This is a genomic window from Streptomyces tatrensis, from assembly GCF_049310065.1.
Taxonomy (GTDB): Bacteria; Actinomycetota; Actinomycetes; order Streptomycetales; family Streptomycetaceae; genus Streptomyces.
The window spans coordinates 5784235-5798861 of record NZ_JBMDLB010000011.1 but is presented as its reverse complement, the minus strand read 5'-3'; the positions used below and the strand labels follow the sequence as shown (position 1 = coordinate 5798861).

The window sequence follows — 14627 nt, the reverse complement described above, 5'->3', positions numbered from 1 at the left end:
ACCACCGGGGGGCGGTTGGGCCGCACTGTGACGCAATTGCCGTACTGATGTCTCGTCAGCCGCCGCTCTTGTAGCTGGCCGTCGCCTGTTCGAAGGTCTCGGTGACCTTGCCCTCCTGGTCCTGCGGGCCGGTCACCATGACCACGTGGTAGGAACCTCCGAGCGCGACCACGAAGTTGCGGGCCACGACGGAACGGCCGTTGCCGTCGATCCAGGTGTACCGGCCGGTGACGCGGAGCTGGTTGCCGACCTTGGTGGACTTGATGTCGCTGACGCTGGACCAGGTGGAGGAGCGGTACGGGGCCAGCTCGGGCTCCTTGTCCTTCTGGTAGGTGGCCGGGTCGGGATTGCCCTGGACCTTGTCCCGGCCGGGGACGACGGTCAGGACGAAGTCCCCCTCCGTGTAGCGGACCTGACCGGACTCGTTCATTCCGCGACGCTCCCAGCCGTTCGGAACGTTGATCGAGAAGTGCTCGGCGTCCTGCTGGGCCGTGTACCCGGGCGGGGCGGGGGCGTTGGTCTGCGGGGCGGGCTTGGACTCGGGCGGGTTCACGGAGGGGCTCGGGGCCTGACCGGACCCGCTCGGCTTCGGGCTCGGGCTCTGGCCCGGGCTGCGGCCGGGGCCCTGCGACTGGGTCGCGGCGGGCGGCCGCATTCCGGCGGCCTTCTGCCCGCCCTGCGGATCGGCGGCCCGGGGCATGAAGAACAGGGCGTAGGCCACCGCTCCGGAGAGCAGGACGAGTACCCCCAGCAGCAGGGAACGCCCCAGCGAGCGCGGCTTGCGGGGGTGTTCGGCGCTGCGGTGCCGGCCGTGCAGGTCGGCCCGCCGCCGTACGACGGGCAGCCTGGCCGGATCCTCCACCACCGGCGGCAGCATGGCGAAGCCGCCGTCGGGCTCCGGGGCGGACCGCACGAGGGAGCGAAGCCAGCCGCGGAGCTCCTCGAAGTCGGGCCGCTCGGTCGGGTCCTGGCGCAGCAGGGATTCCACGATCGGGCGCAGCGGGCCGCACTCCTCGGCGAAGGCGGGGGGCTCGGCGCAGATCATCTCCACGAGCTCGGCGACGCTGTCCTCGGGGTACGGGGCATGGCCCTGCACGGCCCGGTACAGCAGCGCCCCCAGTCCCCAGAGGTCGGTGGCCGGCCCGACCGGTGCGGCCAACTGCCACGGCCCGTGCACGGCCTGCGCCTGCTCGGGAGCCCACCGCTCGGTGACGGCCCCGACCACGGCCATCCGCGTCTGCCGGGCCCGCTCGGCATCGAGCCCGCTCTGCGGCCCGCTCCCCCACCCGGCACCACCACCGCCGGGGCGGGCCCCCCCGTAACCGCCCCCCGCGGAAACCACCGGGTACCCGCCACCACCCTGCGGCCCCGGGTACCCGGCACCACCCTGCGGACCGGCCTGGCCATGCCCGCCCGCCCCGGAAGCCCCGGCACCGCCGTGCGGACGGCCCTGCGTACTGCTCTGGCCGTACCCGCCGGCCCCGGTAGCCGTCGGGTACCCGGCACCGCCCTGCGGACCGGCCTGGCCGTAGCCGCCGGCCCCGGAAGCCGTCGCGTACCCGGCACCGCCCTGCGAATCTGCCTGCGGGCCGCTCTGGCCGGGGCCTCGGGCCCCGGTAGCCGTCGCATACCCGGCGCCGCCCTGAACGTGCCCGACCGCCCCGGAAGCCCCGGCACCGCCCTGCGGACGGCCCTGGCCGTACCCGTCGCCCCCGGGAAGCCCGGTGTGCCCGGCGCCGCCGTGCGGATGGCCCTGGCCGTCGGCCCCGGAAACCGCCCCGTATCCGGTGCCGCCTTGCGGGCCGCCCTGGCCGGAGCCCGCCTGGTCCGGGCGGCCCGGTCCGAGCTGGGGCTGCCGGCCGTGGTCGGCGCCGCCCCGTGGGACCGGCTGACCGGTGCCCGCCTGATCCGGGCGGCCCGGTCCGGGCGAGGGCCGCCCGTAGCCGGGCTCGTGCCCCGGCCCGGGGACCGTCCGGCGCTCGGCGCCGTCCTGCGGATGCGCCTGGACGCCCGGCGCCGTCGGCTGCCCAGGACCCTGGCCGTCGTCGGAGGCCCGGGGTGTGCCGTCGCCCGGGGTGTCCGCCTGCTGGTAGCCCTGCGGAAGCGCGAGTTGCGCCGGCAGCGCGGCGCGGGCAGGCGGCTCCGTCTCGGCCGGGGGCAGGGCCTGGCGGCGCGGGGTGGCGCCGTGCCAGGCCGCTCCGCTGTCGGGGCCGCCGTACGGGTACGAGTACCCCTGCGGCAGCTTCGACCCCTCCGGCCTCGGCTCCGCCTCCTGCTCCGCCGCGGCCTCCGCCCCGGCCGCCCTGCGCTGCTCGGTGATCCGCGCGGCGGCCTGGGCCCCGGCCCGGTACGCGGCAACGGCCCCGGCCCGCGCGGCGGCCTTCAGATCGGGCCGCTCCCCGGAGGTGCCGGAGGTACCGGGAGCTCCAGAGATTCCCGGAGCGCCGGAGGTTTCGGGAACGCTGGGGGTTCCAGACGTGCCGGAGGTGCCGGAGGTACCGGTCGTGCCAGGGGTACCGCCCGTGCCAGGGGTACCGGTCGTGCCGGGGGTACCGGCCGTGCTCGGGCTTATGTGGTCCCGGTAGCGCGGCCCGGTGTCGTACCCCGGAGCCACGAGCGGCGCGTACTCCGCCGCGTACCCGCCCTCCTGGACGGCCGCACCCCCGCCGGCCCCGCCATCGGGCCCGGACGGCTCCGCGGCCCCGCCGCCGTACGCGTCTTCGTACCGGTAGCCGAGCTCCGTACTCCGCTCCCCGCCGGACGGCCCAGGCACCTGCCCGTACCCCGCATCCGCCGCCGGCCCGCCCCAGGAGCCGCCCGGGGACCCGCCGCCGTACCCCGCGCCCGCCCCCGGCCCTGCCGGAGCGCCGCCGCCGTATCCGTCTCCGTACCCACCGCCACTCGCCGGCCGCCCCGCCGGGAGCCCCACGCCACCGCCCGGTTCACCACCCGGTTCACCGCCCGGCCAGGGCCCCGCGGAGCCGCCCGTACCGTCCCGCGCAGGGACCGGGTCGTACCCGCACAGGGCGTCCTCCGCCGCACCCGCCGCGAGCCCGGTCAGGACGACCCGACCGTCCTCGCAGATCAGTACCGTCCGCATGGTGATGTTCCGGTGCGTCCACCCGTGCGCGTGCAGCACCCGCAGGGCGGTCAGCACGTCCGCCGCCACCTCCGCCGCCCGGTACGGGCTCAGCGGTTCGTCGGCGATCAGCGCCGCCAGCGGCCGGGCCGGGACGAGTTCGCTCACTATCCACAGCGAACCGCCCTCCGCGAACACGTCGAAGACCTGGTCCAGCCGCGGATGGTCCGGCACGGACGCCGCCGCCTGCGCCGCCTCGATCGCCCTGCGCACGGCGGGCAGTTCACCGTGCGGTACGCGCCCGCCCCCCGCGGCGGGAGGGCCGCCCCGCGTGCCGTCCAGCAGCTCCGCGTCGACGACCTCCGGCAACGGGACCTGCCGTACGAGGACTTCCTGGCCGCTGCGCGTGTCGAAGGCCCGGGTCTCGATCAGTTCGTAGGCGTCCGAAGGCGGCAGCGGCAGACGGTAGCGCTCGGCCAGGATCCGGCCCGCGTAGTCCTCCACATCGCCTCCCCCGAGAGCTGCGGGCCCGTCCCCCAGGCCCCGCTGACACGATACGACGCCCGAGGCGCCCGCGTCCCGGCCCTGGAGAGGCTGACCCGAGCCCGCTGGGGGCGGGTATCAGCCCCGTGGCTGGAAGGTGTCGAACGCCGTGCTGCGCATCGACGCGCACTCCGCCGCGTCCCACTGGTCGGCGAGGCAGGTGATCATGATGGCGTAGCCGTGCTTCGCGTCGATCCGGAACCCGCGGTCGAGCACCCGGACCCGCACGCCCTTCTGGTCCCGCTCGAACTCCCAGTCCGCGACGGTCGGGTACCCGCGGTACTGGACCGGTTCGAGGCGCAGCAGGTTGTAGTTGGTGCTGCTCCTCGCCACGCTCGGGGCCAGCGCGAGCCAGGCGGCGCGGGCGTCGTCCTTCGGCGAGCTGTTGAAGTCGATCTGGATGCGCGGGAAACCGCCGTCGCGGCTGTAGACGACGCCGTCGTTGTTCCCTATCACGCCGGTCTGCTTGAAGCCCTCGGGCATGACCATCGCGAAGTGGAACCCGGGGTCGTCGACCTGGAAGTAGCCGGGCGGGATCCCGGGCAGCGATCCCCCGGGCGTGGCTCCCTGACCCTGGCCGGGGTTGGTGCCGGAGCCCTGCGACTGGCCCGGGTCCGGCGAGGCGGCCCCTCCGCCCGACGCATCGCCGGACTTCGGCGAGGGCGAGGGCGAGGGCGAAGCCGGGGACTGCGGCACGGAACCGCCCGCGGGGCTCGAAGCGGCCGCGGAACTGCCGCCCTTGCCGTCCTTCGGCGAACCGCCCTTCTCGTCGTCGCCGGTGATGGCGTACACGATGGCCGAGCCGATGACGGCGAGCGCCACGACCACGCCGGCGATCGCGAGCGCGATGGTGCGGCGCGGCACGACGTCGGTGAGCGGGGCCGCGACGGGCGCGGGGCGCGGCGACGGGGATTCGGCGGCGCTCGCGGTCGCGGCCTCGGCGGCGACGGCCGCGGCACTGGCGGCCGCCTCCTTGCGGGCCGACTTCAACGCCGCGCGGGCGCGCTCGCGCTGCTCGCGCTCACGGCGCTCGCGGTCCTTCTTCTCCGCCTTCTCGGCGGCCTTGGCCGCCTTGTCGGCGGCCGCCTTCTCGGCGGCGTCCCGCGCCTCGGCGAGCGATATCTGCCGGGTCTCCTCGACGTCCGGGGCGGGTACGGGAGCCGGCGGCTCGGGCGCTTCGATCACGGCGGTCAGCAGCGCCCGCGCGCGGTCGTCGTCGAGCCGGTGGGCGGGGTCCTTGACGAGGAGTCCGTAGATGACCTCGGTCAGCGGACCGGCGTTCTTGGGCGGTTCGACGGGCTCCGTCATCACGGCGGTGAGCGTCGCGAGCGCCGACCCCTTGTCGTACGGGGGAACCCCCTCGACCGCGGCGTACAGCAGGCCGCCGAGCGACCACATGTCCGCCGGCGGGCCGGGCCGCTGGCCGCGGGCCCGCTCGGGCGAGATGTACGAGGGCGCGCCGACGAGCATGCCGGTGGAGGTGACGGAGGGGTCGCCCTCGACCTGGGCGATGCCGAAGTCGGTGAGGATCACGCGGCCGTTGCCGTGGTCGGCGAGGAGCACGTTGGAGGGCTTCACGTCCCGGTGCAGGATGCCCTGGCGGTGGGCGGCCCGCAGTACGTCGAGCACGGCGAGGCCGACTTCGGCGGCGCGGCGGGGGGTGAGCGGGCCGCTCTCGCGGATGAACTCCGCGAGCGAGGGGCCCTCGATGAGCTCCATGACGATCCACGGCCGGCCGTCTTCGTCGACGACGTCGTAGACGGTCACCGCACCGCCGCTGCGGATCCGGGCGATGGCCTTCGCCTCGCGGAGGGTGCGGGTGATGAGGCGGCGCTTCTCGTCGTCGTCGACGCCGCTGCCGAAGCGGAGTTCCTTGACGGCGACGGTCCGGCCGAGGGTCTCGTCCTGGGCGCGCCAGACGGTGCCCATGCCGCCCTTGCCGAGGATGTCACTGAGCCGGTACCGGCCCGCGAGCAGCCGGCCCTCGTCCTGGGCGCCCGATCCCGCCTTGGCGGCGGCGGCCTTGACGGCGGCGGCCACCTCGTCGGCCTTGCTCACGGCGACGGGCTTGGCATCCTCGCCCCCACCGTCCGCCCGCACAACGGCAGCCTTCCGCAACTCGGCCTTCACACCGAGAGGCTTCGCATCCTCGGGCCCAGCCTCCACCCCGGCAGGCTTCGCATCCTCGGGCCCAGCCTCCACCCCGGCAGGCTTCGCATCCTCGGGCCCAGCCTCCACCCCGGCAGGCTTCGCGTCCTGGGACGCGGCACCCACACCAGCAGGCTTCGCGTCCTCAGGCTCACCCTTCACCCCGGCAGGCTTCGCACCCTCGGACCCGGCACCCACACCAGCAGGCTTCGCATCCTCGGGCTCAACAACCACACCGGAGGCCTTCGCACCCGCGGACCCGGCACCCGCAGGCTTCGCGTCCTCGGGCTCAGCCTCCGCCCCGGCAGGCTTCGCAGCAGCCGCCTTCCGCGGCTCCGGCTCCGCCGCGGAAGCCGCGGGCTTCGCGTCCTCCGGGCCGGCCACCCCCGCAGCGGCCTCAGGAGCCCCGCCCACACCGGATTCGGCGTCGGCTCCGGCTCCGCTGTCAGCGTCGGCCGGGCCTGCGGTGCCCGCGGCCGAACCGCCGCCGGCCTTCGCAGCCCGCGCCACAGCACGCTTCGCACCCGCGGGCGCGGCCTTCGCGGCTCCCGCCGCAGGCGTCTCGGCAGGAGACTTCGGGTCCGTCGGGGGTGTCGCCGGAGGCACCGGCGATCCCGTCCCGACAGACGGCTCCGGCGACTCGGTGTGCTCCGGCTTCGACATGCGTCCCCTCTGCGTTCGTGCCGCCTGCTCCGGTTGCCCTGGCAGCGGCCGGGGTGCCCGGTAACCCGCCCCGGCAGAACCCTCATTGTCCCTTACTCCGCAACGGACGGGAGCCCCGGGTCCGCGGTTCCGCCCGCGACATCCCAGAGTTACAACGGGACGATGTCCGGCGCCCCCAGCCTCGCCGCGTCCGCCGTCTGATCGTCCGGCTGGCGCTGCGATTCCCGTTCAGCCTGCACCCTTTTCTCGTAGTGCTCCACTTCCTTCTCGATCTGCTGCTCGTCCCAGCCCAGGACCGGAGCCATCAACTCCGCGCACTCGCGCGCCGATCGCGTCCCCCGGTCGAAGGTCTCGATCGAGATCCGCGTCCGCCTGGTCAGCACGTCGTCCAGGTGCCGCGCCCCCTCGTGCGAGGCCGCGTAGACCACTTCGGCGCGGAGGTAGTCGTCGGCGCCCGTCAGCGGCTCCCCGAGGGTGGGATCCTGCGCGATCAGTGCCAGCAGTTCCTCCGTCAGCGAGCCGTACCGGTTCAAGAGGTGCTCCACCCGCACCACATGGAGCCCCGTCCGCGCGGCGATCCGCGCCCGGCCGTTCCACAGGGCCCGGTACCCCTCGGCCCCGACCAGCGGCACGTCCTCCGTCACGCAGGGCGCGACCCGCTGGTCCAGCCCGTGCACCGCCTCGTCCACCGCGTCCTTGGCCATCACCCGGTACGTCGTGTACTTGCCGCCGGCGACCACCACCAGCCCCGGCACCGGGTGCGCCACCGTGTGCTCGCGCGAGAGCTTGCTCGTCGCGTCCGACTCCCCGGCCAGCAGCGGCCTCAGGCCGGCGTAGACCCCCTGGACGTCGTCCCGGGTGAGCGGGACCGCCAGCACCGAGTTCACGTGCTCCAGCAGGTAGTCGATGTCCGCGCTCGAAGCCGCCGGGTGCGCCTTGTCCAGGTCCCAGTCGGTGTCCGTGGTGCCCACGATCCAGTGCCGGCCCCACGGGATGACGAAGAGCACCGACTTCTCGGTCCGCAGGATCAGCCCGGTCGAGGAGTGGATCCGGTCCTTGGGGACGACGAGGTGGATGCCCTTCGAAGCCCGCACGTGGAACTGCCCGCGCTCCCCGATCAGCGCCTGGGTGTCGTCCGTCCACACCCCCGTGGCGTTCACGATCTGCTTCGCCCGGATCTCGTACTCCCCGCCGCCCTCCACGTCCTGCACCCGCGCCCCGACGACCCGCTCGCCCTCCCGGAGGAAGCCGATGACCCTCGCCCGGTTGGCGCACTGCGCCCCGTACGCGGCGGCCGTCCGGACCAGGGTCGCCACGTATCGGGCGTCGTCCATCTGGGCGTCGTAGTACTGCAGGGCGCCCACCAGCGCGTCCTTGCGCAGCGCCGGCGCGATCCGCAGGGCGCGCTTGCGCGAGAGGTGCCGGTGCGTCGGCAGACCGCGCCCGTGGCCGCTGGAGAGCGACATGGCGTCGTACAGCGCGACGCCCGAACCGGCATAGAACCGCTCCCACCCCTTGTGCTGCAAGGGGTAGAGGAACGGCACCGGCTTCACCAGGTGCGGGGCGAGCCGCCCCAGCAGCAGGCCGCGCTCCTTGAGCGCCTCCCGCACCAGGGCGAAGTCGAGCATCTCCAGGTATCTGAGCCCGCCGTGGATGAGCTTGCTGGACCGGCTGGACGTACCCGAAGCCCAGTCCCGGGCCTCCACCAGCCCGGTCGCCAGGCCTCTGGTCACGGCGTCGAGGGCGGTACCGGCGCCCACCACACCGGCGCCGACCACCAGCACGTCGAGCTCCCGCTCGGCCATCCCTGCGAGCGCCTCGGCCCGCTGCACGGGCCCCAGCGAGGCCCGCCCACCGCCTCCCCCCATCCCCGCGCCCATCCCCATCCCCGACCCCGCACCTGCCGCTGCGCCCGTCCCTGCCCCTGTCCCAGTCCTCACGGCTGCCTGCCTCCCGTTGACGCGGGTCGCCCCGTCCGTCCTGTGCGGTCATCCCACCGGTTATGGGTGATCCCGCTCACATCGCCCGTTCATGATTCTGTCCGGCCGCATCCACATCAGCCACCGCCTGTGGATAACACGGAGGCGACCAAGACCCCTGAATACGACATATCTGTCATATATACGCCTAGTCTGACATTGCGCCAGATTTCCTCCTCCACAGGACTTGCGCGCACCGCCCCCTCATGCATGTCAGGGAAGGGAAGGGACGGCACCCCCATGCCCGCAGATCTCGCCGTCATCGGACTCGGCCATCTCGGCCTCCCGCTCGCCCAGGCAGCCGTGGCCGCCGGGATCGAGACGGTCGGCTACGACAGCGGTCCGGCGACGGACTCCACCCTCACCGCCGCCGAGATCCGCCGCATGTCGGCGGCCGGCTTCCGGGTCACCACCAACCCCGCCGAACTGGGCCGGGTCCGCACGGCCGTCATCTGCGCCCCCACCCAGCTCGGCGCCGACCGCGCACTCGACCTGTCCGCGGTCGGCGAGGCGGGCCGCACGCTCGCCGCCCGGCTGCGCCCGCACACCACCGTCATCCTCGAATCGGCGGCCCACCCGGGCGTCACCGAGGACTATCTGCGCCCGATCCTCGAATCGGGCTCCCGCCTGCGCGCCGGCCGGGACTTCCACCTGGCCTACTCCCCCAGCCGCCTCGACCCCGGCAACCGCACGCACGGCATCTCCAACACCCCCAAGGTCATCGGCGGCCTCACCCCCGCCTGCACCGAGTCGGCGCACGCCTTCTACGCCCGCCTCACCGAGAAGGTGGTCCGCGCCCGCGGCCTGCGCGAGGCCGAAACGGTCCAGCTCCTCGAAACGAACTACCGGCACGTCAACATCGCCCTCATGAACGAGATGGCCGTGCTCTGCCACGACCTGGGCGTGGACCTGTGGGACGTCATCCGCTGCGCCGAGACCAAGCCGTACGGGTTCCAGGCCTTCCGCCCCGGCCCCGGAGTCGGCGGCCACGGAGTCCCCCTCGACCCCAACTACCTCCCCCACACCACCCGCACCCCGGGTCACCCGCTGCGCATGGTCGGTCTGGCGCAGGAGATCAACGACCGGATGCCGCAGTACGTCATCCAGCGCAGCGCCACCCTGCTCAACGAGCACGGCAAGTCCGCGCGCGGCGCCCGCGTCCTCCTCCTGGGCGTCACCTACAAGCCGGACCTCGCCGACCAGGAGGGGTCCCCGGCGCGCGAGATCGCCAGCCGCCTCCTCGACCTCGGTGCGCTGATCAGCTACCACGACCCGTACATCGCCGGATGGCGCGTCAGGGACCAGCCCGTCCCCCGCGCCGAGTCGCTGTACGAGGCCGCCGCCAACGCCGATCTGACGATCCTGCTCCAGCACCACCGCACCTACGACCTGCAAGGCCTGGCGGTCAAGGCCCAGTTGCTGCTGGACACCCGCGGCGCCAGCCCGGCGGGCGCCGCACACCGCCTCTAGGCCGCGCGACCGCCCCGCCGAAACCTCTCCACGGATGTCGCAGGCTGCTGCTAGCCTGCGGCGACTTATCTCGCGCATACACCCCCCACGTCAGCCGTGCGGGCCCCGTGTGCCCAAAATCCCTGGGGGGGATTTCTCCATGAGCCAGCAGTTCCCGTCGCCCACGCCCGACTCCACCACTCCCGCGTCGCCCGCACCCGAAGCCGCCGCCCCGGCCCCTTACCCGGGCCCGTCCGGCGCCGACTTCCTCCAGGCCCAGGCCCCGGCCCCGGCGCGCCCCGCCAACGTGGGTCTCGGGATCGCCGCGGCCGTGGGCGCCGCTCTGGTCACCGCCGGCGTCTACGGCACGATCATCGGCCTGACCGAGTACCAGATCGGCTTCGCGGCCGTCGCCGTCGGCGCCGCTGTCGGCTTCGCCGCCGGCAAGCTCGGCGGGGCCAACCCCCTCCTGCCGGTGCTCAGCGCCCTGCTCTCGCTGGCCGCCGTGTTCGCGGGCCAGATCCTCGGCATCGCCATGATCGGTGCGGACGAGCTCGGCGTGAGCACCCTCGACGTGCTCGACCTCGGCACCTCCCTGCTCGTCGACGCCTGGAAGGAAGCCTCGGGCCCGATGACGTACCTCTTCCTCGCCCTCGGCGGCTACACCGCCTTCCAGTCGGCCCGCAAGGCCGCCTGACCCCTCGGCTCTCCACGCGCGACCGGCCCCGGAATCCACCAGGACTCCGGGGCCGTCGACCGTGTGCTGCAATTCTGCCGACTTCACCCCGAATGCGCCTCTGAGCAGCAAGAATTCGGTGCGACACGGAGCCGAAACGAGATCAGAATTCCCTTTCGCAACGCAGCGAAACGATCATATGATCCGCCCGTGTCCGTCACCTCGCCGCCCGAACGGCCCCTCCTCGATCCCACACGCGCCATCCCGGCCCTCGCACCGCTGCGCGCGGCCGCGCTGGCCGGGGACTGGGACTCCCTCGCCGCCGCCTTCGAGGCGCTCCCCGACGAGGACGACCGCACCCTGGCCGCCCGGGTCGTCGCCGAGACCCCGGGGAGCGAGAAGTTCCTGCGGCTCACCGCCGAGCGACTTCCGCGCGATCCCCTGGCCCGGACCCTGTACGCCGACCGGCTCATCACCATGGGCTGGCAGATCCGGACCGGCGACGAAGCGCGGTTCGTGCCGGCCGGCCGGATGCAGCGGTTCCATGAGCAGCTGCGGCTCGCCGAGGGCCTGCTCATCGCGGTCTGCGCCGGGCATCCCGAATACGCCCTCGCCTGGTACCTCAGGCTGAAGACCGCGCGCGGCCTCGAACTCGGCCTGAGCGAGGCCCGCCGCCGCTACGACCGGCTCACCGAGCACCACCCCGGCCATTTCGGCGGGCAGTTCCAGCTGCTCCAGCGGCTCTGCCCCAAGTGGGGCGGCACGTGGGAGGCCGCGCAGGGGTTCGCCGACGCCTGCGCGGAATCCGCCCGGCCCGGTTCCCCCGCCGCCGTCCTCGGCGCCGTCGTCCAGCTGGAGCGCTGGCTGGAGTTCATCGGGATGGACCACGACGAGGCCGAAGAGTACGTGGAGGACCCCGCGCAGCGCACCGCGCTGACCCGGGCCGCCGCCGACTCCGTCCTGCACCCGGACTTCGACGCCGAGCGCCATCACGCCATCGAGTGCCACAGCGTCTTCGCCGCCCTGCACTCGCTCGCGGGCCGCTGGGACGACGCCGCACCGCACTTCCGCGCCCTCGGCAACCGGATGAGCGCCTTCCCGTGGGAGTACGTCGACAGCGACCCGGTCGCCGAGTTCGCCCGACACCGCAAGCTCGCCCTGCCGAAGGGCTGAGGAGCACCATGATCACCGAAACCTCCGTGGACGGCGTGCGCACCGTCCTCGCCCACCGTCCCGGCCCGGTCACCGCCGGCCTGTTCTTCCGCGTCGGCCGCGCCGACGAGACCCTCGCGACCGGTGGGATCACCCACCTCGTGGAGCACCTCGCCCTGTACCGGCACGGCCTGGGTGACCTGCACTACAACGGCGCCACCGCCGCCGCCCACACCCACTTCCACGTGACCGGCACCCCGGCGGACGTGGTCGAGTACCTGAACGGCGTCTGCGCCGCCCTCCGCGACCTGCCCATGGAACGGCTGGAGACCGAGAAGGAGATCCTGCGCACCGAAGCCGCCGGCCGCAGCCGCGGAGTCGGCCACCAGTCGGCCCTGTGGCGCTACGGCGCCGGGTCGTACGGTCTGCAGAGCTACACGGAAGCCGGCCTGCCCGGACTGACCCGGGAGGCCGTGCGCGACTGGGCCGAGGAGTGGTTCACCCGCGAGAACGCCGTCCTGTGGATCACCAGCAACACGGTGCCCGAGGGGCTGGACCTCACCCTGCCCTCCGGCACCGCCCGCCCGGCCCCCGCCGCCACCTCGGCGCTGCCGCTGACCCCGGCCTACTTTCCCGGCGAGGACGGCGCGGTCGTCCTGACCTCCGTCGTACGGCGCTCGACCGCGGCCTCGCTCTTCGCCGAGGTGCTCGGCAAGGAGCTGTTCCGGTCCCTGCGGCAGAAGGGGGGCTACTCGTACACGGCGGCCGCCGACTACTCCGTGCGCGACGGCGAGTTCGCGACACTCACCGCCGTCGCCGACGCGCTGCCCGAGAAGCAGGACGCGGCCGTCGGCGGTTTCGTCGACGTCCTCGCCGCCCTCCGGGCCGGCCGGATCGCCCAGGCCGACCTGGACTCCATACGTGCCACCGCGCTCTCCCGGTTCGGCCTGCCGGATGCCGCGGCCGCCCTGCTGCCCGACCGCGCCCGCGACATCCTCCTGGGCCACCCGCCCCTGACGGACCAGGAGGCCAGGGCCGAGATCGAGGCCGTCACCGTCGAGGACCTGCGGCAGGTCGCCGAGGCGGTGTGGGCGGACGCCCTGATGCAGGTGCCCGGTCGGGGCGTGGAGTGGGCGGGCCTGACCCTCGCGCCGCAGGATTCCACGGACCTCGCCGATGGCCGCCGCTTCCCGATGCGCGGCGACGGACTCACCGTGCTGATGGTCGCCGAGGACGCCATCAGCCTGGTCACCCCGGACACCAGGCTCACGATCCGCTACGAGGACTGCGTGCTGCTGCAGATCCACGCGGATGGCGGGCGCCGCCTCGTCGGCGCCGACGGCTTCACCTTCGCCGTCGAACCCACCCTCTTCGATATCACCGAGGCCGACCTGGCCCCGCTGGACACGAGCGTGCCCGCAGCTGCGGTGGTGCGGCTGCCCGCCCGCACCCCGGAGCAGATCCCCCGGCCGGCCGGGAAGCGGGTCACGCTCTCCGCGCTGGCTCCCCACATCGGGATCTGGGTGATGCTCTCGCTGCTCACGACCCTCATAGCGCTGGCCTTCCTCCAGGGGGAGCTCCAGTCCCCGGGACCCGCCGGGGCCGACTGGACCACCACCGGCTGCTTCGCCGCCCTCGCTGCCCTCTGCGTGATCCCGACGGTGCGCACCCTGCTCAACATGCGCGCCTTCAAACGCTCCCAGTAACACCACCCCGAACGACGCCGGAGGCCCGGCTCCCCCGAAGGGGAGCCGGGCCTCCGGCACATGCGGTGCGGACGGGCGTCAGCGGCTGTGCTGCGAGTCCGCGATGGTGACCTCGACCCGCTGGAACTCCTTGAGCTCGCTGTAGCCGGTGGTGGCCATCGAGCGGCGCAGCGCGCCGAAGATGTTCATCGAGCCGTCCGGGGAGTGCGACGGGCCGGTGAGGATCTCCTCGGTGGTGCCGACCGTGCCGAGGTCGACCTTCTTGCCGCGCGGCACGTCCTCGTGGACGGCCTCCATGCCCCAGTGGAAGCCCCTGCCGGGCGCGTCCGTGGCACGGGCCAGCGGGGAGCCCATCATCACGGCGTCGGCGCCGCAGGCGACGGCCTTGGGGATGTCGCCGGACCAGCCCACGCCGCCGTCGGCGATGACGTGCACGTAGCGGCCGCCGGACTCGTCCATGTAGTCGCGGCGTGCCGCGGCCACGTCGGCGACGGCGGTGGCCATCGGGACCTGGATGCCCAGCACGTTGCGCGTGGTGTGCGCGGCGCCGCCGCCGAAGCCGACCAGGACACCGGCCGCGCCGGTGCGCATCAGGTGCAGGGCCGCGGTGTAGGTGGCGCAGCCGCCCACGATGACCGGGACGTCGAGCTCGTAGATGAACTGCTTCAGGTTCAGCGGTTCGGCGGCGCCGGAGACGTGCTCCGCCGACACGGTGGTGCCGCGGATCACGAAGATGTCCACGCCCGCGTCGACGACGGCCTTGGAGAACTCGGCCGTGCGCTGCGGGGAGAGCGCGGCGGCGGTGACGACGCCGGAGTCGCGCACCTCCTTGATCCGCTGGCGGATCAGGTCCGCCTGGATGGGGGCGGAGTAGATCTCCTGGAGACGGCGGGTGGCGGACTCCTCGTCCAGCTCCGCGATCTCGTCGAGCAGCGGCTGCGGGTCCTCGTACCGGGTCCACAGGCCTTCGAGGTTCAGCACGCCGAGGCCGCCGAGCTCGCCGATGCGGATGGCGGTCTGCGGGGAGACGACCGAGTCCATGGGGGCGGCCAGGAACGGGAGCTCGAAGCGGTAGGCGTCGATCTGCCAGGCGATCGAGACCTCCTTCGGGTCCCGGGTACGGCGGCTGGGGACGATGGCGATGTCATCGAACGCGTACGCCCTGCGGCCGCGCTTGCCGCGCCCGATCTCGATCTCAGTCACGTGTGGTGGCCTTTCCTGTGGGTCTGCCC

The 14627-nt window shown here is 73.8% G+C and carries 8 protein-coding genes; 4 read left to right on the top strand and 4 right to left on the bottom strand.

Features of this window, described 5'->3' with window-relative positions:
* Window positions 1-55 precede the first annotated feature (55 nt).
* From ACODT5_RS42515 to ACODT5_RS42505, 3 genes are all read right to left on the bottom strand, one after another.
* Window positions 56-3583, bottom strand: a complete 3528-nt coding sequence (locus ACODT5_RS42515; RefSeq protein ID WP_422524271.1) for a hypothetical protein — start codon at window positions 3581-3583, stop codon at window positions 56-58.
* A 117-nt stretch (window positions 3584-3700) separates the two neighbouring features.
* On the bottom strand, window positions 3701-6433 hold the full coding sequence (locus ACODT5_RS42510; protein ID WP_422524270.1) for a serine/threonine protein kinase: 2733 nt from the start codon (window positions 6431-6433) through the stop codon (window positions 3701-3703).
* Window positions 6434-6582: 149 nt separating this feature from the next.
* Window positions 6583-8301, bottom strand: a complete 1719-nt coding sequence (locus ACODT5_RS42505) for a glycerol-3-phosphate dehydrogenase/oxidase (RefSeq protein ID WP_422524269.1) — start codon at window positions 8299-8301, stop codon at window positions 6583-6585.
* A gap of 351 nt (window positions 8302-8652) precedes the next feature.
* On the opposite strand from ACODT5_RS42505, the gene ACODT5_RS42500 reads away from it, so the two are divergent.
* From ACODT5_RS42500 to ACODT5_RS42485, 4 genes are all read left to right on the top strand, one after another.
* Entirely contained in the window at window positions 8653-9882 is a 1230-nt protein-coding gene (locus ACODT5_RS42500; RefSeq protein WP_254382460.1) for a nucleotide sugar dehydrogenase, read from the top strand.
* A gap of 139 nt (window positions 9883-10021) precedes the next feature.
* Window positions 10022-10558 (top strand): hypothetical protein, encoded by a 537-nt coding sequence (locus tag ACODT5_RS42495; protein ID WP_422524268.1) that lies wholly within the window; start codon window positions 10022-10024, stop codon window positions 10556-10558.
* 189 nt (window positions 10559-10747) lie between these two features.
* The gene (locus ACODT5_RS42490) at window positions 10748-11710 is read left to right on the top strand and encodes a hypothetical protein (RefSeq protein WP_422524267.1); all 963 of its coding nucleotides are present in this window, start codon (window positions 10748-10750) and stop codon (window positions 11708-11710) included.
* An 8-nt stretch (window positions 11711-11718) separates the two neighbouring features.
* The gene (locus tag ACODT5_RS42485) at window positions 11719-13395 is read left to right on the top strand and encodes a M16 family metallopeptidase (RefSeq protein WP_422524266.1); all 1677 of its coding nucleotides are present in this window, start codon (window positions 11719-11721) and stop codon (window positions 13393-13395) included.
* 78 nt (window positions 13396-13473) lie between these two features.
* Here ACODT5_RS42485 and ACODT5_RS42480 read toward each other — a convergent pair whose 3' ends face one another.
* A complete protein-coding gene (locus ACODT5_RS42480) occupies window positions 13474-14598 on the bottom strand; it encodes a GuaB3 family IMP dehydrogenase-related protein (protein WP_422524265.1) in 1125 nt (374 codons plus the stop codon).
* Window positions 14599-14627 lie beyond the last annotated feature (29 nt).

Excerpts from the sequence above, each read along its gene's own strand:
- ACODT5_RS42510 (WP_422524270.1), bottom strand. The coding sequence starts at position 6,433 with ATGTCGAAGCCGGAGCACACCGAGTCGCCGGAGCCGTCTGTCGGGACG.
- ACODT5_RS42505 (WP_422524269.1), bottom strand. The coding sequence starts at position 8,301 with ATGGGGGGAGGCGGTGGGCGGGCCTCGCTGGGGCCCGTGCAGCGGGCC.
- ACODT5_RS42500 (WP_254382460.1), top strand. The coding sequence starts at position 8,653 with ATGCCCGCAGATCTCGCCGTCATCGGACTCGGCCATCTCGGCCTCCCG.
- ACODT5_RS42495 (WP_422524268.1), top strand. The coding sequence starts at position 10,022 with ATGAGCCAGCAGTTCCCGTCGCCCACGCCCGACTCCACCACTCCCGCG.
- ACODT5_RS42485 (WP_422524266.1), top strand. The coding sequence starts at position 11,719 with ATGATCACCGAAACCTCCGTGGACGGCGTGCGCACCGTCCTCGCCCAC.